Annotated in this window: 22 protein-coding genes; 15 read left to right on the top strand and 7 right to left on the bottom strand. The window is 66.2% G+C overall.

All coding sequences use genetic code 11. The features are described from left to right. Positions 1 to 89: 89 nt before the first annotated feature. Positions 90 to 752 carry a DUF4389 domain-containing protein gene (locus tag GFY24_RS17865; RefSeq protein WP_153806149.1) on the top strand — a complete coding sequence of 221 codons (663 nt, stop codon included), beginning with the start codon at positions 90 to 92 and terminating at the stop codon, positions 750 to 752. 12 nt (positions 753 to 764) lie between these two features. Here GFY24_RS17865 and GFY24_RS17860 read toward each other — a convergent pair whose 3' ends face one another. From GFY24_RS17860 to GFY24_RS17850, 3 genes are read right to left on the bottom strand one after another with little or no spacing between them, the layout of a single operon-like run. Beyond that, on the bottom strand, positions 765 to 1,748 hold the full coding sequence (locus GFY24_RS17860; RefSeq protein ID WP_309230984.1) for an ATP-binding cassette domain-containing protein: 984 nt from the start codon (positions 1,746 to 1,748) through the stop codon (positions 765 to 767). Then, positions 1,745 to 2,566, bottom strand: a complete 822-nt coding sequence (locus tag GFY24_RS17855; RefSeq protein ID WP_309230983.1) for an ABC-2 family transporter protein — start codon at positions 2,564 to 2,566, stop codon at positions 1,745 to 1,747. The genes GFY24_RS17860 and GFY24_RS17855 overlap by 4 nt, the downstream gene beginning before the upstream one ends. After that, positions 2,559 to 3,362 (bottom strand): ABC-2 family transporter protein, encoded by an 804-nt coding sequence (locus tag GFY24_RS17850; RefSeq protein ID WP_309230982.1) that lies wholly within the window; start codon positions 3,360 to 3,362, stop codon positions 2,559 to 2,561. Before GFY24_RS17850 ends, GFY24_RS17855 begins: the two co-directional genes overlap by 8 nt. 284 nt (positions 3,363 to 3,646) lie before the next feature. Between GFY24_RS17850 and ectB the strand changes: the two genes are divergently transcribed. Continuing rightward, positions 3,647 to 4,909, top strand: a complete 1,263-nt coding sequence (gene ectB / locus GFY24_RS17845; protein ID WP_153806147.1) for a diaminobutyrate--2-oxoglutarate transaminase — start codon at positions 3,647 to 3,649, stop codon at positions 4,907 to 4,909. 96 nt (positions 4,910 to 5,005) lie between these two features. Here ectB and GFY24_RS17840 read toward each other — a convergent pair whose 3' ends face one another. Then, the gene (locus GFY24_RS17840; protein WP_153806146.1) at positions 5,006 to 5,482 is read right to left on the bottom strand and encodes a serine/threonine-protein kinase; all 477 of its coding nucleotides are present in this window, start codon (positions 5,480 to 5,482) and stop codon (positions 5,006 to 5,008) included. Between the two features lie 173 nt (positions 5,483 to 5,655). Between GFY24_RS17840 and GFY24_RS17835 the strand changes: the two genes are divergently transcribed. The 6 genes from GFY24_RS17835 to GFY24_RS17810 all read left to right on the top strand — a co-directional run bounded on the left by GFY24_RS17835 (position 5,656) and on the right by GFY24_RS17810 (position 10,727). Continuing rightward, positions 5,656 to 6,480 carry an ABC transporter permease gene (locus GFY24_RS17835; protein WP_309230981.1) on the top strand — a complete coding sequence of 275 codons (825 nt, stop codon included), beginning with the start codon at positions 5,656 to 5,658 and terminating at the stop codon, positions 6,478 to 6,480. Further along, positions 6,453 to 7,190 carry an ABC transporter ATP-binding protein gene (locus tag GFY24_RS17830; protein ID WP_153806145.1) on the top strand — a complete coding sequence of 246 codons (738 nt, stop codon included), beginning with the start codon at positions 6,453 to 6,455 and terminating at the stop codon, positions 7,188 to 7,190. The genes GFY24_RS17835 and GFY24_RS17830 overlap by 28 nt, the downstream gene beginning before the upstream one ends. Beyond that, on the top strand, positions 7,187 to 8,182 hold the full coding sequence (locus GFY24_RS17825; protein WP_153806144.1) for an ABC transporter substrate-binding protein: 996 nt from the start codon (positions 7,187 to 7,189) through the stop codon (positions 8,180 to 8,182). Before GFY24_RS17830 ends, GFY24_RS17825 begins: the two co-directional genes overlap by 4 nt. A 10-nt stretch (positions 8,183 to 8,192) precedes the next feature. Then, a complete protein-coding gene (locus GFY24_RS17820) occupies positions 8,193 to 9,338 on the top strand; it encodes an LLM class flavin-dependent oxidoreductase (protein WP_153806143.1) in 1,146 nt (381 codons plus the stop codon). 113 nt (positions 9,339 to 9,451) lie between these two features. After that, the gene (locus GFY24_RS17815; protein WP_153806142.1) at positions 9,452 to 10,360 is read left to right on the top strand and encodes a LysR substrate-binding domain-containing protein; all 909 of its coding nucleotides are present in this window, start codon (positions 9,452 to 9,454) and stop codon (positions 10,358 to 10,360) included. Positions 10,361 to 10,445: 85 nt separating this feature from the next. Beyond that, entirely contained in the window at positions 10,446 to 10,727 is a 282-nt protein-coding gene (locus GFY24_RS17810) for a hypothetical protein (protein ID WP_153806141.1), read from the top strand. 86 nt (positions 10,728 to 10,813) lie between these two features. On the opposite strand, the gene GFY24_RS17805 is transcribed toward GFY24_RS17810, so the two are convergent. Continuing rightward, the gene (locus tag GFY24_RS17805; protein WP_153806140.1) at positions 10,814 to 11,383 is read right to left on the bottom strand and encodes a hypothetical protein; all 570 of its coding nucleotides are present in this window, start codon (positions 11,381 to 11,383) and stop codon (positions 10,814 to 10,816) included. 332 nt (positions 11,384 to 11,715) lie between these two features. Here GFY24_RS17805 and GFY24_RS17800 point away from each other — a divergent pair, with 332 nt between their 5' ends. The 5 genes from GFY24_RS17800 (at position 11,716) to GFY24_RS17780 (ending at position 15,658) form a co-directional block, all read left to right on the top strand. Further along, positions 11,716 to 12,210 (top strand): hypothetical protein, encoded by a 495-nt coding sequence (locus tag GFY24_RS17800; protein WP_194852912.1) that lies wholly within the window; start codon positions 11,716 to 11,718, stop codon positions 12,208 to 12,210. Positions 12,211 to 12,356: 146 nt separating this feature from the next. After that, complete coding sequence (locus GFY24_RS17795; RefSeq protein ID WP_153806138.1) at positions 12,357 to 13,139, top strand: ANTAR domain-containing protein; 783 nt, start codon at positions 12,357 to 12,359, stop codon at positions 13,137 to 13,139. 59 nt (positions 13,140 to 13,198) lie between these two features. Beyond that, on the top strand, positions 13,199 to 13,936 hold the full coding sequence (locus tag GFY24_RS17790; protein ID WP_153806137.1) for a GAF and ANTAR domain-containing protein: 738 nt from the start codon (positions 13,199 to 13,201) through the stop codon (positions 13,934 to 13,936). A 612-nt stretch (positions 13,937 to 14,548) separates the two neighbouring features. Next, positions 14,549 to 14,968 (top strand): hypothetical protein, encoded by a 420-nt coding sequence (locus tag GFY24_RS17785; RefSeq protein ID WP_153806136.1) that lies wholly within the window; start codon positions 14,549 to 14,551, stop codon positions 14,966 to 14,968. A gap of 39 nt (positions 14,969 to 15,007) precedes the next feature. Next, complete coding sequence (locus tag GFY24_RS17780; protein ID WP_153806135.1) at positions 15,008 to 15,658, top strand: TetR/AcrR family transcriptional regulator; 651 nt, start codon at positions 15,008 to 15,010, stop codon at positions 15,656 to 15,658. Here GFY24_RS17780 and GFY24_RS17775 read toward each other — a convergent pair. After that, complete coding sequence (locus GFY24_RS17775; RefSeq protein WP_153806134.1) at positions 15,655 to 16,236, bottom strand: TetR/AcrR family transcriptional regulator; 582 nt, start codon at positions 16,234 to 16,236, stop codon at positions 15,655 to 15,657. The two genes, GFY24_RS17780 and GFY24_RS17775, sit on opposite strands and share 4 nt — an antisense overlap. Before the next feature lie 86 nt (positions 16,237 to 16,322). Between GFY24_RS17775 and GFY24_RS17770 the strand changes: the two genes are divergently transcribed. Next, entirely contained in the window at positions 16,323 to 17,366 is a 1,044-nt protein-coding gene (locus GFY24_RS17770; RefSeq protein WP_153806133.1) for a beta-ketoacyl-ACP synthase III, read from the top strand. Between the two features lie 12 nt (positions 17,367 to 17,378). Beyond that, complete coding sequence (locus GFY24_RS17765; RefSeq protein WP_153806132.1) at positions 17,379 to 17,921, top strand: YaeQ family protein; 543 nt, start codon at positions 17,379 to 17,381, stop codon at positions 17,919 to 17,921. Here GFY24_RS17765 and GFY24_RS17760 read toward each other — a convergent pair. Further along, complete coding sequence (locus GFY24_RS17760; protein ID WP_309230980.1) at positions 17,872 to 19,239, bottom strand: ammonium transporter; 1,368 nt, start codon at positions 19,237 to 19,239, stop codon at positions 17,872 to 17,874. The two genes, GFY24_RS17765 and GFY24_RS17760, sit on opposite strands and share 50 nt — an antisense overlap. Between the last annotated feature and the right edge of the window lie 154 nt (positions 19,240 to 19,393).

The raw sequence follows: 19,393 nt of genomic DNA, 5'->3' as shown, positions 1-19,393 counted from the left end.
TCCGGGGGAAGACAATGGTGTGAACAACGGCAGCACCGCTGTTTCCGGCGCCCGACATCGCGGTCGCCGGCGCTCGAGAGGAGTGCATCATGCAACCAAGTGCTCCCGGTTATCCCGTGCGGGTGCGCGGCGATCTCGATCCGGGGTTGACCCGCTGGATGTGGCTGGTTAAGTGGATACTTGCCATTCCACATGTGATCGTGTTGATCTTCCTGTACATCGCCTATTTCGTCGTCACGATCGTGGCTTTCTTCGCCATTCTCTTCACCGGCAGCTTTCCGCGCGCACTCTTCGATTTCAATGTGGGTGTGAAGCGCTGGTCGTGGCGGGTGCGGTTCTATGGCTACACGGTTTTGGGTACCGACAGGTATCCACCGTTCAGCCTGGAACCCGATCCCAACTATCCGGCCGATCTGGAGATCGACTATCCAGAGCAACTGAACCGCTGGCTGGTTCTGGTCAAATGGTGGCTACTGGCCATCCCGCACTACTTGATCATCGCGGCATTGATGGGTGGCGGCCGGAATCAGTTCACGCTGCTGCCGATTCTGTTGCTCGTCGCGGCGATCGCCTTGCTTTTCACCGGACAGTACCCGCGCGGGCTCTACGATTTCGTGGTCGGCGTCAACCGCTGGGCCATCCGGGTGTACGCCTACGGCGGTCTGATGACCGACGTGTACCCGCCGTTCCGGCTGGATCAAGGGCCGCATGAGCCCGAACAGCATCTGAGCCACGATTCGGAACTGTCTTAACCAGGGCGGGATTCACGAAAGCGGGTGCGCCGCAGCCTCGTAGATGCGGCGCACCACATCCTCGATATCGGGTTCCTCGATGGACAGGTCGCGCACCTCGGCCCGCGCCGACACCGCCGCGAGCAGCTGTGCGGCCGTGGTGATCTCGGTATCGAAGGCGAGCCGCTGGCGGATACCGCCGCCCTCGCTGCCGAGCAGTTTCGCACCCGGTAGATCGGTGAGATCCAGGGTGGGCTCGGCCAGATCGACGGTCAGCACCCGGTGCGCGCCGACGGTGGCGGCCAATCCGGTGAGCGAACCGTCGTAGACCAGACTGCCCTGATCGACCACCAGTACGCGGTCACACAGCCGCTCGATATCTCCCATATCGTGTGTGGTGAGCAGCAGTGTGGTGCCGCGGCTGCTGCGCTCATGCCGCAGGAATTCGCGTAATCGCTGCTTGGACAACACATCCAGGCCGATGGTCGGCTCATCCAGGATTACCAGCTCCGGCGAGTGCAGTAGCGCCGCGGCGACCTCGGCGCGCATCCGCTGCCCGAGTGAGAGCTGCCGCACCGGGGTGTCCAGGGTGCTGCCCATCTCCAGCTGCTCCACCAGCTCCGCGGTGCGCCGTTGCGCCGCACCGGGTTCCAGCCGGTGAATGGCCGACAGGATCGAAAACGATTCGCGCAGTGGCAGATCCCACCACAGCTGCGAGCGCTGCCCGAACACCACCCCGATTCGGCTCGCCAGTTCGCGCCGCTGCCGCACCGGATCGAGCCCGCAGGTACGTAGTCGCCCGGTCGTCGGCACCAGAATGCCGGTGATCATCTTGATGGTGGTGGACTTGCCCGCACCGTTCGCGCCGATGTACCCGACGGCCGCGCCGGGCTCGATGGTGAAGCTCATATCGTCCACCGCCGTGAGCACCTCGCGCCGCCTGCGCCACCGCCCGTTCTTGCGCCGCAGTACGAAAGTCCTTGTCAGACCGTCGATGTCGATTATCGGTTCGCTCACCCGCCGCCTCCTTGATAGTGCCTGGTACCCAGTCGCCAGCAGTACAGCGCGAGTGCCCAAACCCACAGCGCCGCCAGTGGGGACGCCCATGCCAGCCAGCTCGGCAGCAGTCCGGATCCGGGTAGATCCAGCAGTGCGATGGCGGGCAGGTACGAGGTGAAGGCGACCGGAATGAGGAATCCGAAGATGAGTTTCATGGGTGTGGGGAAGACCGAGGCCGGTTGCATGGACGCGTACGAGCCGCCGTAGGTGAAGGCATTGGTCAGCTCGGCTCCGTCGATGAGGAAGAACTGCACACCGGCGGCGGTCACGAAGAGTCCGGCGAAGATCGCGACGCCCGAGCCGAGGGTGATCGCGAAGAGGGCGATATGTGCTGCGCTCCAGTGAATGTCATTGCGGGCCAGGCCGAAGCCGAGCACGGTCCCCGCGACCGCTATGCGGGCCACCCGGCGCAAGGCGATATCGCTGGTCATGAGTTGCAGCAGCAGCGGTTGCGGGCGCAGATAGAAGGCGTCCAGCTTACCCATGCGGATATAGGCGGGCAGCGTATCCGCGTGCCCGACAAGCATATCCGCCATCGCGAAGCTGGTATTGCTCATCCCGAACAGCAGCAGCATGGAGTTCAGCTCGAGTCCGCCCAGCTGCGGCACATTGTGGAAGATCACCCACATTTCGGCGAACTCGACCAGCCCGATCAGGAAGGCGCTGAACAGATCGGTGGCGAAGGACAGCGGATAGGATCGCTGGGCGCGCAGGCGGGAGGCCAGCACGGCCCGGTAGGGCGCCAATCGTGCAGGGCGGGAAGGTGTCTCAGCCACCCTGCACCTCCAGTTTGCGGCGGCCGGCGCGCAATATCACTCGGCCCAGCAGCACCAGTACCCCGAGCCAGAGGCATTGCGTCACTACAATTCCCACCGCCGCGAGCCCGGTGGTACGGCCGGAGATCACATCGATGGGCCACTGCAGCATGGACGGGAAGGGTGTGGCAAAGGCGATGGCGCGCAACCACTCCGGGAACAGATGCAGCGGTGCGAACAATCCGGCCAGGAAGGTGCCGCAGATCATGTGCAGCGCCCGCAGACCGCGCGTATCCACCATCCAGAATCCGGCCAGGCATACCGCGAACATGGACAGAAATGAGAGTGCGATGGCCGCCGCCACGCTGATCACGCCCAGCACATACGGTCCGGCGGTATTCGGCAGCGCCAGCCCGAAGGTGAGTGCGCCGATGAGCAGGCTGGGCAATCCGCGCGGCAGCAGCGAGTACGCGGCCCGCCCCAGATACTCGGCCAGATGTGCGAATTGGATATCGATGGGCCGCAGGAAGTCGATGGCCACATCGCCGGTGCGAATGCGCTCCACGATATCGGGCAGCGTCCAGAACGCGATCGCGCCGAGCAGCCCCTGCGACAACCAGATGTACGCGCCGATGGTGCCTGCGTCGTAACCCCCGAAGCCATGATTGGCGTGCACCGCAGCCGTCAAGACGGCCGCCCGCACGAATCCGAACACCACATTCGTGATGAGCCCCGCCACCAGAGCCAGGCGATAGTGTGACTGCCTGCGAAATCCGGCCTTCACCAGTTGCCAGTAAACCCCCACCTCGGCACGCACAAGAGTTTCACACTACCCGACACGGCCGCACCGGCAATGTGCTTCGCGCACAGCGGTTTCCCAGCTAACGGGGTACCGAGGGGCGCGTGCACGGACTGTTCGTGTGGTCGTCGCTGTGCGGGGTGTGATTCGTTCGGTTCGACCGGACTATGCTCGGTCCGTTCCGGATGGGACGGCCGTCACTTTCGTCTTGTTCGTTCGGATTCGCCGAAAACCCTCCGCCGCGTCATCGATCAATGGTAGAAACATCCCTGTTTCACTTTGCTCCGACGCTAGGACGATCGATGACCGTGGCCGAGACGACCGTATTCGAGACCCTCGAATCCAACGTGCGCGGTTACTGTCGTTCCTGGCCGACGGTCTTCGAGGCCGCGCGCGGGTCCTGGCTCACCGACGAGAACGGTAAGGAGTATCTGGACTTCTTCGCCGGGGCCGGGTCGCTGAACTACGGGCACAACAATCCGGTGCTCAAGCGGGCGCTCATCGACTACCTGATGAGCGACGGCATCACGCACGGGCTGGATATGTCCACCGTCGCCAAACGCCGTCTGCTGGAGACCATTCGGGACGTGCTGCTCGCGCCGCGCGGGCTGGAGTACAAGGTCCAGTTCCCGGGGCCGACCGGAGCCAATGCCGTCGAGGCCGCGCTCAAACTGGCTCGCAAGATCACCGGGCGCACCGCGGTTCTCAACTTCACCAACGCTTTTCACGGTATGACGCTCGGCGCGCTGTCGGTCACCGGTAATGCGGCCAAGCGCGCCGGGGCGGGCGTTCCGCTGGTGCATGCCACCCCGATGCCCTACGACGGGTATCTCGAAGGCATGGACGGGCTTTCGTGGATGCGGCGCGCCCTGGACGACAGCTCGTCCGGGCTCGACAAGCCGGCCGCCGTCATCGTGGAGACCGTGCAGGGCGAGGGCGGGGTGAATGTCGCACGCCCGGAATGGCTGCGCGCGCTCGCCGATATGTGTTCCGCGCGTGGGATTCTGCTCATCGTCGACGATGTGCAGATGGGCTGCGGGCGCACCGGGCCGTTCTTCTCCTTCGAGGTCGCGGGCATCAATCCGGATATCGTGACGCTGTCGAAATCCATTGGCGGATATGGGCTCCCGATGGCGCTGGTACTCATGAAGCCGGAGCTGGACCAGTGGGCTCCGGGTGAGCACAATGGCACCTTCCGGGGTAATAACGCCGCCTTCATCACCGGTGAGGTCGCGCTCACGCACTACTGGTCCGACAATCGCATGGAGCTCGACACCCTCGCCAAAGGTGCGCGCATCCAGCAACATCTGACCACCCTGACCACCGACTTCCATGGCATCTCCACCCGCGGTCGCGGCATGGTGCACGGCCTGGTGTTCGACGATGCCTCGCAGGCCGCCAAGGTCTGCCGGATCGCGTTCGAACTCGGCCTGCTGGTGGAGACCTCCGGATCCACCGACGAAGTGGTGAAGCTGCTGCCGCCGCTGACCGCGTCGGAGGACGAAATCGACCATGGTCTCGGGATTCTCACCCGGGCCGTGGAGATCGTGCGCGACGCTCACTAGCGGCGCACTCCCAGAACGTCGTCACCGCCCACACCGGTGCCGACCCGGTGCCGGGCTCCCAGCTGCGGAGGGAGCCCGGCATCACCCCTTCCGATCTCAGCCGAAGTTCCGCTGGAACCAGATCAGCAGCGCCGCTTCGGTTTTCGGGCCGTCCTCCGGATGATCCGGTGGCAGCAGACCGTCATTGTGCGCGGCGTCCAGCGCGGCGGCCATCTGCTCGATAATCCCGACGGGGCGGCCCGGGGCCGTCGGCCCGTGTCGGTGGAGCAGACCGCGCAGGCTGTGGCCGTCCACCAGGCGCATATCGATGAAGAGTCGCCCGTCGATCTCGCCGTAGTCGTGAATCGGAATCACATGCGCCTCGCGCAACCGCGCCGCCGCACGCGATTCGCGCTGGAAACGCTGCCGGTACACCGGATCCTGCGCCAGCCGTTCGGGGAGCACCTTGATGGCCACGGTCCGGTCCTTGACCGTGTCATAGGCCTGATACACCTCGCCCATGCCACCGCGCCCGATCAGCCGGTACGGGCCGAACCGGGATCCGACGGTGAGCGGGCGATGCGGACCGGTCATTACGTCCTCTGCTCCTCGGCGCGGATCCATTGTGGCAGTCACCGGATGCGGCTGATCAAGAATCACACGGATTCCAACAGGTGACGAGCCGTGCGCGGGGCGGCAACCTCGAACGAGGCGACCGGAGGGCTCGGCCGCCCGGTCCCCGTCCCCCAATTGCCCGAGGTGCTGTCGTGTCTTCAGTTGCCGTGCAGGCCAGGCCATTTACAGCTCGGCCGCGCCTGGTACGCCTGCCGGGCGTGCCGATTTCCTGGGTTCGGCTGATCAGTCCGGTGCTGCTGGTGCTGCTGTGGCAGGTCGCCTCGGCCACCGGGGTGCTGCCCGAACGACTGCTGGCCTCGCCGGTCACCGTGGTGCGGACGGCCGGGGAATTGATCTCCGACGGCACCCTCGTCGACGCGCTGACCATCTCACTGCAGCGGGCCGCGCTGGGCTTCGCCATCGGCGCGGTCGCCGGTATCGCACTGGCGCTGGCCGCCGGGCTGAGCCGGGTGGGGGAGAGCCTGGTCGATCCGATTCTGCAGATGCTGCGCACGCTGCCGTTCTACGGACTGATTCCGCTGTTCATTCTGTGGTTCGGGATCGGCGAGCTGCCCAAGATCGTGCTGGTGGCCTTCGGTGTGGCGATTCCGTTGTACCTCAACACCTTTGCCGGAATCCGCAGTGTGGACGGCAAACTCGCCGAACTCGCGCGGGTGCAGCGGCTCGGGCGGGCGGCGCTCATCCGGCACATAGTGCTGCCGGGGGCACTACCGCAGACCCTGGTCGGATTGCGGCAATCGCTCGGCGTGGCCTGGCTGGCCTTGATCGTCGCCGAACAGGTGAATGCCGATGCGGGACTCGGCTATCTGATCAACAATGCCCGCGAATTCCTGCGCACCGACGTGATCGTGGTCGGACTGCTCGTCTACAGCGTGCTCGGGCTGCTCACCGACGCGATCGTCCGGATCATCGAAAGGAGAGCGCTGGCATGGCGACGCGGCTTCCTGGCGCAGTGACATCGGCCGCCGACACCCGAGTTCGCGGTCTGGTCAAGGACTTCGGCGAAAGACGGGTCCTGCACGGCATCGATCTGGATATTCGTCGCGGTGAATTCGTGGCCCTGCTCGGCCGCAGCGGATCCGGGAAATCCACCCTGCTGCGCGCGCTGGCGGGACTCGATCGCGATACCGAGGGCGAACTCACCGTTCCCGATGAGGTGGCCGTCGCCTTCCAGGAACCGCGCCTGGTGCCGTGGAAGCGAGTACTGGCCAATATCACTCTCGGTCTGCGGCAAGCGAATCCGAAGGACGCTGCCCGTGCCGCCCTGGCCGAGGTCGGACTGACCGACCGCGCCGACGCCTGGCCGCTCACCCTCTCCGGCGGCGAGGCACAGCGCGCGTCACTGGCCCGCGCCCTGGTCCGGGGACCCGATCTACTGCTGTTGGACGAACCCTTCAGCGCACTGGATGCCTTGACCCGCATCACCATTCACACCCTGGTGCTGCAGTTGTGGGCCGAACACCGGCCCGGCGTCCTGCTGGTCACCCACGATGTGGACGAGGCGCTACTGCTCGCCGATCGCGCCCTGGTGCTCGCCGACGGGCGGATCGCCCGCGAACTGCGCATCGACCTGCCGCGGCCACGCCGCCGCGATCACCCCGAATTCGTCGCCCTGCGCGCGAGTCTGCTCGCCGAACTCGGCGTGAACCCGGAAGGAACCACATGATCACCCGACGTCTCATCGCCGCCCTCGCGGTCACCGCGGCCCTCGCGACCGCGGCCTGCGGGAGCGGTGACGACAACACCAAGGGCGTGAACGCGGATGGCTCCGTGGATCTTTCGCAGGTGACGCTGCATATCGGCGACCAGAAGGGGCAGGCGCTGCAGGCCCTGCTCGAGGTATCCGGCGAGGGCAAGAACCTGCCGTACAAGCTGGAATGGTCCACCTTCACCGCCGGGCCGCCGATTCTCGAGGCCATCAATGCGGGTTCGGTGGATCTGGGTGGTGTCGGCAACGCGCCGCCGGTGTTCGCGGCAGCCGCCAAATCGCAGATCAAGATTGTGGCGAGCTACTTCGGCGGACTGACCGGGCAGGCGATCCTGGTGCCCAAGGATTCCGCGCTGAAGGATCCGAAAGACCTGCGCGGCAAGAAGATCGCCGTCACCAAGGGCAGTTCCGCTCATCAGCATCTGCTGACCGTGCTGGCCAAGAACGGTCTCACCTTCGCCGATATCGAACCGCAGTATCTGCAGCCCGCCGACGCGCTGGCGGCGCTCTCCACCGGCCGGGTCGATGCCTGGGCGGTGTGGGATCCCTATGTGGCACAGGCGGAACAGAGCGGCAATCGGGCACTGGTGACGGGCGAGGGATACCTGCGCGGCGATTCCTTCTTCGTGGCCGGTACCAAAGCCCTTGCCAACAAGGCCAGTTCGGCGGCACTGCGTGATCTGCTGACCCACATCCAGCGCGCGCAGACCTGGATCAAATCGAATCCGGAGACCTGGGCCAGGCAATCCTCCGAAATCACCGGCGTGCCATACGACATCACCCTGATCGCGGTGAAACGCGCTTCATACCAGCATCATCCGCTCGACGACGCCACCATCGCCGAAGAGCAGTCGGTGGCCGACGCCTTCACCGGCGCGGGTCTCATCCCCGGCAAGGTGACCATCACCGACTTCGTCGACACCCGCTTCAATGACCGCTTCAACTCCTGAGGAAAATCGAATGAGCCTGTCTTTTCATTGGTTTCTGCCCACCTCCGGGGACTCGCGCGGCCTGGTGGTCGGAGGGCACGGCACCCCCATGTCGGGTGACCGCCCGGCCTCGCTGCACTATCTGAACCAGATCGCGGCGGCCTCGGAGACGAACGGATTCGAGGCGGTGCTCACCCCCACCGGATCCTGGTGCGAGGACGCCTGGCTCACCACCGCCATGCTGGCGGGCACCACCGAATCACTGAAATTCCTTGTCGCACTGCGCCCCGGGCTGATCAGTCCCACCCTGGCCGCGCAGATGGCGGGCACTTTCCAGCGACACTCGAAGGGGCGCTTGCTGCTCAATGTGGTGACCGGTGGCGAACCGGCCGAACAGGCGGCCTTCGGCGACTTCGCCGACAAGGAGACCCGGTACGCGCGCACCGGGGAATTCCTGCACGTGGTGAAATCGCTGTGGAACTCGCACGAGCCGTTTTCCTTTGCGGGCGAACATATTCGGGTGGAGAACGCGCTGCTCTCCAATCATCCCGACCCGGTACCGCCGGTCTTCTTCGGTGGCTCCTCCGGTCCCGCCGGACCGGTCGCAGCGCAGTACGCCGACACCTACCTCACCTGGGGTGAACCGGTGCTCGCGGTGAGCCGCAAACTGGAGTGGATTCGCGGGCTCGCGGTGGATCACGGCCGAAAGCTGGACTACGGCTTGCGAATTCACGTCATCACCCGCGACACCTCGGAAGAGGCCTGGGCCGTCGCGGACAAACTCCTCGCCGGAATCGACCCGGCCGATATCGAACGAGTACAGGCCGCCCTCGGCAGGAGCGAATCCGAAGGCCAGCGCCGCATGGCGGAACTGCACGGCGGCAGCACCGACCGACTGGAGATCGCCCCCAACCTGTGGGCGGGCGTCGGCCTGGTACGCGGCGGCGCGGGCACCGCCCTGGTGGGCTCGCACGAAGAGGTCGCCGAACGACTCGTCGAATACGCCAGGGTGGGCATCAACCACTTCGTCCTCTCCGGCTACCCCCACCTCGAAGAGGCGTACTGGTTCGGTGAAGGCGTCCTCCCGATCCTGGAACGAAAGGGCCTCTGGCAGCACCCCACCCGCCGCCCCGCCGCTCCCGCCACCATCCCCTTCGCAGGCGCGTCCAGCAGCTAGCCGCAAGACCGCCGAGCGTGCACTCATGGCGGGCGACACGCGGGGGTCACCGCCCTGAGTGCACACTCGCGGGGTTCGAGAGTGGGTTTGCCGGGCAGGCATAGGGTGGGTCTATGCCGTTGTCGCCTCGGGTGCCTGATCTTGCCGCGTTGGAGCTGTTGCTGTCGGTGATCGAGTTGGGGAGTTTGGGGCGGGCGGCCAAGGCGCACGGGATCAGCCAGCCTTCGGCCAGTTCGCGGATTCGTTATCTGGAGCAGTTGGTAGGGGTGCCGGTGCTGGAGCGGACGACGCTGGGGTCGCGGGCCACGGCGGCGGGGGCGCTGATCGCGGAGTGGGCACGGGATGTGGTGGAGGCGGCGGCGCGGCTGGACGCCGGGATCGGGACCCTGCGCGAGCAGCGGGATTCGCGGTTGCGGGTGGCGGCCAGTCAGACGGTCGCGGAGTATTTGTTCCCGAAGTGGTTGATGGCCTTGCGGACTCGGATGCCGGAGATGTCGCTCGCGCTGGAGTCGGGGAATTCGGCGGAGGTCGCCCGGGCGGTACTGGACGGGCGCGCGGGCATCGGATTCGTGGAGAGTCCGGTGGTGCCGGGGGAGTTGGAGACACATCTGGTGGCCCGGGACCGCCTGGTAGTGGTGGTGCCGCCGGGGCATCGCTGGGCGCGGGGGTGCGCACTCGGCGCCGAGGAGCTCGCGCGGACACCGCTGATCTATCGGGAACTGGGCTCGGGTACCCGAATCTCGTTCGAGCGAGCCATGACTCGCGTCATCCCGGACTGGCAGCCGAGCGTGGTGCTGGAACTCTCCTCCACCACCGCCATCAAAACCGCGGTGGCCGAGGGCGTCGGCCCGGCGGTGCTCAGTTCGCTCGCGGTGGCGGGTGAACTCGCCGACGGCACCCTGGTGTCCCCCGAGGTGACCGGTCTGGATCTCAACCGGGATCTACGTGCCGTCTGGCCCAAGGGACAGCGCCTCACCGGCCCGGCCCGAGACCTCTACAGCATCGCTGGTCGCCCCGCGTAACACTCGCGCTCACACCGTCCGCATCGCGAAGGCTCAAGTGCGCCAACGCCTCACGCGTCGCTCGCGAACGGGTTATGGTCACGACATGGTGCGATCAGCCGTCGCCGCCGACCCGGACGAGCCCGACAGTCCGGCGTCTGCGCAGCGTCCTCATCTGGAGGTGGTGCCCGGGGAGCCCGCGGCGGAGCCACCTCACCTGGCGGACGCGCAGCCGCCTCCGCCACTGGGTGAGAATCCGCTCGCCGCTGCCGATATCGCTCGACTACCCGCCGCGGCCCGGCATCGCATAGCCGCCTTCATCCACCTGCAGATCGCCGCCCTCGAGGAGATGCCCGATCCGCTGCCCGACAATGAACCGAATCCCTGACCGGGCTCCGAATCCTTTATCGGCACAGCGACTTTCGCAGCATGCGCGGCGATCCGACTCCGCACGGTGAATTTCGATCGGCGTGATTACGCGCAGAAGTAGCAGACGCCGTTCGCGGGCAACTGGATGAAGCACTCCTCACACAGCCGCTCGCGCACCTGCTCCGGCTTCGGCTCGACCAGCGGTGTGGCGATTGTCATCCGGCGCTTGGCCGCCACCTTCGGAGTGAGCGGCGGCACACCACCATCGGCCGGAATCGCGGCCCCGTAGAACTCGTAGCACTGCCAACGGGCATAGGCAGCATGCAATTCCAGATCGACCGGAATCGGCAGCCCCGCCAATTCGAGTACATATTTATAGGCATCGCCCACGGTGTGGTTCTGCCGCACACACAACGCCGCCAGCGGCGGCTCACCCGCGCTATGGCAGCGCCGGGCCACCTTGCGCAGAATGGCATCCATCCAGGTGCGTGTCGGGGCCTTGGTGTGCACGCCGGAGACTTCCTGCACGCGCTCGGCCAGCTCGTTCACGGTGACGAAATGTCCGTACCCGGTTGCGGTTTCGGCCAATTCGGCGTGCGCTGCCAGCGCCCACGCCACGGTTGCCTCCCGGAACGGCACCGCGGTGCCGTCACCTGCCCGCCATGCTCCTGCCATTGTGGTTACGGAATCCTTCATCACCTGTCCAAGTTATCGCGTCGGCTGCCGGACGAGTTAATGGCCTCCCGGGCCGCGGTCCGTTCGGTCGTGGTGTATCGACCGCTATTCGGGTGCGCGAACATCCGGTATGCGATATTCCACCGCATACCGACCGGTGTGAGCTGAGTTTACTTGTGCGGCAACGAGTTTTACATCGGCGTAGATACTACAGCGATAGACTGATTTCGGTTCGGTCCGACCCGTGGAAAACCAGCGGCTCTGGTGACTCCGGACTGTACCGCTCGAGACCCCGGCGGTTCGACAACTTGATCGAGCCTGCCCTGAGGGACGTGATGCGCGCTACCGAGAACACCGGCGACGGTGTGGAATCCGATGGATTCGTCCCCCGAGCCCGCACCGAATATGCGCGGCTGATCGATTCCGTGGCCTGCGCCACAGCCATATCCGACGAGTATTCGGACGAGTCCGACTGCCGGCAATGGACGGTGGTGGCCGTCGTCGTGACCGCCGACCGGGTCGGGCTACTGCCCATCGGCATGGTGATGGCCGCCGACCTGGACCTGGCCGCCGGACAGGTCCGCAAACGCCTGCCCGCTCCCGACGGGATTCCCGGCGCGTGCTACCTCGTCGCCTCGCCGTGCACCCTCGAAGTGGATATGCGCGCCGGCCGCGTGGTCACCGTGCCACAACTGACCTGGGTGAACCGGATGAACTGGGGTGAGAACGCCTGGATCGCCACCGAATGGGTGCCCGCCGAAGGTGGCCTGCGCATGCTGGACCCGCAATACTGGCGCACCGCGCAACGCCGCAGTGCGGGGTCGTGAAAGCCGTCACCCGCACGGTCCCGAGTGGTTCGCCCCATTTGGCATGAAGTGGCGCGAATACACCGCGGTTCAGCCGCCGTGATGCGGCAACGCGGACGGGAGCCGGCGATGGTGGTCGACCGAGGGCGTTGCTCCGGCGGTTTCCGGTGAACCCGCCGCACACCGTGGTCGCTCAATTCCTGGCGGTACTGCGCGAACTCGGCGCCGATGCCGATTCCGCCTCGGTGCACGGCGAACGCCTCTGCGCCGCCTGCGTTCGGGTGCTGCCGATCGAGGCGGCGGCACTCACCCTCGCCATGCCGGACAGTCGGTGGGAGGTACTCGGCGCGGTGGGCGGGGCCGCGGGACGACTGGCCGATGCCGATGCCGATGCCGAAGCCGCGGTCGGTGAGGGTCCCGGCCCGGACGCGCATCTGGGCGGCATCCCCATTCGCGTCCCCGACTTCGGCAGCGCGGTCACCGGTGGCCGCTGGCCGCTACTGGCCCAGTGGGACCGGCTGCCGCAATCGCTCTCATCGATCTGCTCGATTCCCTTGCGGCTGGGTGCGATCCGGGTCGGATTCCTCGACCTGGTCGGCGCGGACCCGGTGATCCGCGATGTCCAGGCGTATACCGATGCCGTTCGGATCGCCGATGTGATCACCACGGTGCTGCTGGCCGCCCTGACCCCGGCCTCGCGCAATGGCGGGCGCGAGCTCGATGGGCTCGCGCTCGGACCCTGGTGGGAACAGTCGGTCTCCGCGCGCGAGATCCACCAGGCCACCGGAATGGTTGCGGTACAACTGGATTCGTCCGCCGCCGCCTATGCGAGGCTGGTCGGACATGCCTTCGCCACCGGCGCCACCCTCGGCGAGACCGCCGCCGCCGTGGTCGCGCGCCGACTGCGCTTCCCATCCGAACACGAGCCCGACCCGGAACCGGTTCCCTAGCGCCGACACGCCCGACCCGGCACGCCCATAGGATTGACGAGAGAAGAGGTGAGTGGAGGATGGCAGGTCGAGACGGAGCGCTGACCGCCGCGTTGGTACGCATGGTGGACACCCTGGTGGTGGACTACGACCCGGTGGAGCTGACCCAGGAGCTCGTCGACACCAGTGTCGATCTGCTACCCGCCGACGCGGCCGGACTGCTTTTGGCCGACGGGCACGGTGACCTGCAGGTCTTCGCCTCCACCTCCGAGGAATCCCGGCTGCTCGAACTGCTCCAGGTCGAATCCGCCGCCGGGCCCTGCCTGCAGGCATACCGGACCGGCGAACAGGTGCTGGTCGAGGATCTCGAACACGGCACCCAGCGCTGGCCCGCCTTCGCCGAGCGCGCCGCCCTCGAAGGATTCCGCGGGGTCTGTGCCCTGCCACTGCGCTTGCGGAACGACCGGATCGGGGCGCTGAACCTGTTCACCACTCGCGCGGGCGTGCTCGGACTCGATGAGGTGCGGATCGGGCAGGCACTGGCCGATTTCGCGACCATCGGCATTGTGCACGCGCGCATTCTCGCCGACTCACTGGTGCTGAACGATCAACTCAATATCGCGTTGAACAGCCGCGTGGTCATCGAACAGGCGAAGGGCATGCTCGCCGAGCGCGCGCATCTCGATATGGATACCGCGTTCGGGTCGCTGCGTAAATACGCGCGCGATACCAATCAGCGGCTGGCCGATGTCTCGCGCGCACTGGTGGACCATGGTGTCACGCTCGAAGCCATCCTGGAGCATCAGGTCCGCAAATAGTGCGGACCCTCGGCGGGGTGCCCGCTACGGATGCCCCGCGGAACGCCCGGGGGTAAACTTCGTACCGCACTTCGAGTTGCTCCGGACCCCGGTGGTCGATTTGCGCACGGCACGGACGTCGTCCCGTCCGCCGAAGCGAACCTGGAGCAGCACAATGTATTTCCGCGATCGTCACCCACTGTTCGCGTACCCGAACGGAATCCGGGCCGCGGGCTCGAATCCCTTTTCAGTGCAGGCGGTTACGCGCCGCCGGACGGCCGATGCGCAGTTCGGTCATGACGAAGCGGTCCCCGGCGATCGCGAGCATGGCGCGGCCGGCATCGTTTGGTGGGCATAGGGCTGGAACAGGCCGTGATCGCGGCGACCGTGCGGTCGATGGTGCGTGGCGGCGGCGGTTCGGCCGCGAATGCCGACCGGCGTGACTCGAACCCTAGCGCCATGAGTTTACTTGTGTGGCAAAGAGTTTTACGTTTGCGGACATGCTGTCGCGATAATATGAGAGCGGTTCGGTCCCGTATCGACCCGTGAGTTCCAGTGGCCGGTGCGGGTCCGGCGTGCACCCTTCCGAACTCCGGCGATTCGACCGACACTCGAATCCGCCCAGGGGGCGTGATGAACAGCATTGAAAACACCGGCGGCGGTACGTATCCCGAGCCTATCGAGGACGACGACGGTGCGGTATTCCTGCAATGGACCGTGGTCGCGGTCCACGTCGACGCCGACCGCGTCGCCGTGCTCCCCATCGGCACGGTGGTTGCCGCCGACCTCACCCTCGCCGCCGACCAGGTCTGCGACCGACTCCCCGCCCCCGACTCCGTCCCCGGCGCGCCCTACCTGGTCGCCTCCGCCTGCGCGCTGGAACTGGACCAGTATCACGGCAGAATCGTCACCGTCCCACAATCCAGCTGGGTGAACCGCATGCACTGGGCGGGCAGCGCCTGGGTGGCAGGTGCCTGGCAACCCGCCGCCGGCGGCCTGCGCATGCTCGACCCACAACGCTGGCGCAGCCCCGAGCTGAGGAATCCTCTATAACTGTGGAGGAAGATGGCGGCATCGGAGGGAAGGGCCGCGATGGCTCGCAGTAGCGCATCCGCACCGACTCAAAAGCGGGGGACCTCCGAGAGCTCGGGTCGGCGGGCGGCGATCTGTGCGGCCGCGCTCGAATTGGCCGCCGAGGGCGGGAATCGGGCGGTTACGCATCATGCCATCGACGATCGGGTCGGAATCGCGCGCGGATCGACCTCGTACTACTACCGGACTCGGCAGGATCTGTTGCGGGCGGCGGTAATTCACCTCGCCACTACCTCACGGCAGGCGTTTCTGGCCGCGCAGCAATCGCAGGGTCCGAGCGCGCCGTCGGTGGATTCGGCCGCCGATCTCATGGCCGGGCAACTGGATCTGCTGCTGGGGCCGCGCCGCCGGGACGCGCTCGCCCGGTATGCGCTGGCCGCCGATACCGCCGCGGACCAGACCCTGCGTGAAGCGCTCGCGGGCTGCCTCTTCTCACTGCCCGCGGCCACCGCGCTGATGAAAGCCCTCGGCGCGCCCGATGCCGAGCAGGCCGCGCACAATGCGATCAGCCTGCTCGAAGGGTTGTTGTTCGACCGCCTGCACGGCACCCGCTCGCTGCTCGGCCTGCAGGCGGGGACGCCCGACAGTCTGGCAGACCTGCGGCCGCCCGTGCATCGCTGGCTCACCTTGCTGCGCAAGGCGATTCGCTAGTCCGCTTTCAAATGGTGGCGTAGCAGCAGGGCGAGCTGGGTGCTCGCGTCATCGAACGGATGACTGGATTTGAGCGCGCGGCTCTGCACGATCGCGCCCTCGATCACCGAGAGCAGCAGTCCGGAGAGCGAACTCGCCGCCGTGCGCTCGATGCCCGCCGCGACCAGGCCGTCGGCGAGCCGGGCGGTCCACTCCCTGAACGCCTGCCCTGCGGTGGATTGCAGCGCCGGATCGAGTTCGTCGAGCGCCGCGGCCATCATGAACGATCCGGCGTGGTAATCGCTGGTCTCGAGCTCCACGCGCCAGAAGGCGAGCAGATCCTCCAGCCAGCGTTCAGGGGAGGGGGCGCCGGGCAGGGCATCGGCCATACGGCTGACGTGCTGGTACACCACCCTGGACACAATCCTGGCCGCTGCCTCCACCAATTCGCCCTTGCCCGAAGGGAAGTGCTGATACAGCGAATTGCGTGAGGCATTGCTGCGCTTGAGCAGTTCACTCAGGCCCGCCGCGTGCACGCCGTGTTCCTGCACCGTCGTGATGGTGCTCGCGATCAATCGAGCACGCGGTCCCGCCGTCATGGAAGTTCCTCCAACCCTTGCTTGAACCGATCGGTCCATGTTAAACCTATCCATGTGAACCGATCGGTTCATGTCGAGAGGATGCCATGACCGCGCAGATCGCCACCGCAACCCCGGTAACCCACGCCACCACCCTGGGCCTCGGCGTATACCGGCCCCGCCGCGTCGTCCCCAACGCCGAGATCGTCGACCGCATCGACTCCTCGGACGAATGGATTCGCACCCGCTCCGGTATCGAAGCCCGCCGCTGGGCCGAGGCCGACGAAACCATCGTCGCCATGAGCACCGCCGCCGCCCGCGACGCGCTAGCCGCCGCGAATATCCCCGCCGAACAGGTCGACGCCGTCATCCTGGCGACCTCCTCGCAGATGGTGCTCGGACCCTCCGCCGGTGCGATCGTGGCCACCGAACTCGGCATGCACGACACCGCCGCCTTCGACGTCTCCGCCGGCTGCGCGGGCTTCTGTTACGCGCTCGCCAACGCCGCCAATCTGGTGCGCGCGGGCCAGGCCCGGCACGTGCTCGTCATCGGCGTCGAACGCCTCTCGGATCTACTCGATCCCACCGACCGGACCTGCGCGTTCATCTTCGCGGACGGCGCGGGCGCGGTGGTCGTGGGACCCTCCGACGTCGAGGGCATCGGCCCGGTCGCCTGGGGGTCGGACGGCAGCCAGACCGACGCCATCAAACAGGACAAGGACTTCGCGCGATACTTCGCCGAGGTCGCCGCCGCCGAGGCCGCGGGCGGACATACCGAGCGGCCCTACATTCGGATGAACGGCACCGCCGTATTCCGCTGGGCCGTAACCTTTTTGGAGAAGGCATGCCGCGACGCCCTGGATCGCGCCGGGGTATCGGTCGACGACCTCGACGCCTTCATCCCGCACCAGGCCAATAGCCGCATCACCGATGCGCTCACCCGCACCCTGCATATGCCGGACTCGGTCGCCATCGCCCGCGATATCGCCCAAACCGGCAATACCAGTGCCGCTTCCATTCCCATGGCTATGGAGCAATTGCTCCGTGCCGGCGAGGCCGAGCCCGGCGACACCGCGCTGCTGCTCGGCTTCGGCGCGGGCCTGGCCTATGCCGGTCAGGTGGTGACTCTTCCGGCCATCACCACCGGATAAGCTGCAGCCACTATGGCCCTCAGCGCAACGATGCACACCTTCGCAATCCAGCTCGCCGATATCGATCGCGGGGTCTACCAGGATCTGGAATTGCGGGTGGCCCGGCATCCGTCGGAATCGGCCGAGTTCATGGTGACCCGGCTGCTGGCGTATCTGCTCGAATACGAAGAGGGCATCACCTTCAGCGAGGGCGGGGTCTCCGCCGCCGATGAACCCGCGGTACTGGTGCGCGATCTCACCGGGCAGATCACCGCCTGGATCGAGATCGGCGCGCCGGACGCCGAGCGCGTACATCGCGGCAGCAAACTGGCCGGGCGCGCGGCCATCTACACCCATCGGGATCCGGTGAAGGTGCTGGCCCAATTGGCGGGCAAGAAGATTCACCGGGCCGAGGCGATTCCGCTCTACAGCTTCGACCGGGAATTCATCGATTCCGTTGTGGCGGTATTGGATCGGCGCAATACCGCGTCACTCTCGATCACCGAGCGGGTGCTGTACCTGGATATCAATGACGCCAGTCTGCGCGGATCGGTGCAGGAACAGCCGATCGGATAGGCGCACCGCTCGACGCGGAAATGCCCAGATCGTAAGCGGATTCGGCATGTTCGGCCTCGTCGATGCCGGTCACCTCGGCCTCGTGATCGACCCGGAAACCGATGGTCTTATGAATGAGCCAGCCGACGATATACGTGGCCACGAAGGAGTAGCCGAGTACGGCGCACGCGGCGATCAACTGCCGCTCCAACTGTGCCCAGCCGCCGCCGTACAGCAGGCCGTTACCGCCCGCCGGATTCACCGTGACATCGGCGAAGACGCCCACCAGCAGCGTGCCCACCAGGCCGCCGACCAGATGCACGCCGACCACATCGAGCGAATCGTCATAGCCGAAGGTGAATTTCAGGCCGACAGCCAATGCGCAGATCACACCCGCCGCGACACCGATCGCCAAAGCGCCTGAGGGGCCGACGAATCCGCAGGCCGGAGTGATGGCCACCAGTCCGGCGACCGCGCCCGACGCCGCACCCAATGTGGTCGGCTTACCGTCACGCAATTGCTCCACAATGATCCAGGCCAGCGAGGCGACACCGGTCGCGATGGTGGTATTGGTGAAGGCCAGCGCCGCGAGATCGCCTGCGGTCAAAGCGGATCCGGCATTGAAGCCATACCAGCCGAACCACAGCAGCGCGGCACCGAGCAGGGTGAACGGCACATTGTGCGGGCGCGCGATACTACGCGGCCAGCCGTGCCGATCACCGATCACCAAAACCAGAGCCAGCGCCGCCGCACCCGCGTTGATATGCACCGCGGTACCGCCCGCGAAGTCGAATGCCTTGAGCCGGTTGGCAATCCAGCCACCCAAATCCGAGGAATTCCCGGCATCATCAGTCCCGGTGAACCCGGTCGTGCTGAAAACCCAATGCGCGACAGGGAAATACACCACCGTCGTCCAGCCGACTATGAACACCACCCACGCCCAGAACTTCGCCCGCCCCGCGATCGCCCCCGATATCAGCGCGGTCGTAATGATCGCGAACATGAGCTGGAACATGACGAACGCCATGGTCGGAATCTGATGCCCGGCCGGCCCGGACAGCGTGCCGTGCGTATCACGCAGCATCACATGCGACAGTCCGCCGATCAGTCCCTGATACGCATCCGAGCCGAATGATTCGCTGTACCCGTACAACAGCCACAGCGTCGTCACCGCACCGAGCGCGACGAAATTCATCATGAGCATGTTCAGCACGCTCCTGCCGCCGACCATGCCGCCATAGAAGAACGCCAAGCCCGGCGTCATAAGCATGACCAGTGCCGCACTGGCCAGCACCCACGCGGTATCTCCCGAATTCACACCAATTACCTCTAACTTCACGGGTCGGGTGAAGCATCGGCATTCACTGTTTCGCCGGTGTGGTTCGGAGTGTTTCGACTCGGTGAATTCGAGTCTGCGGTTCGTTTTATGGAAATCGGCTATAAGAGGGAGTAGGCGGCCCGGTATCTCCGTCTCGGCGTCCGTCGGGCACCGC

The sequence above is a fragment of the Nocardia sp. SYP-A9097 genome, from assembly GCF_009649815.1.
GTDB lineage: Bacteria > Actinomycetota > Actinomycetes > Mycobacteriales > Mycobacteriaceae > Nocardia.
The sequence above is the reverse complement of the archived record's forward strand: the minus strand, read 5'-3'. Positions and strand labels throughout refer to the sequence as shown.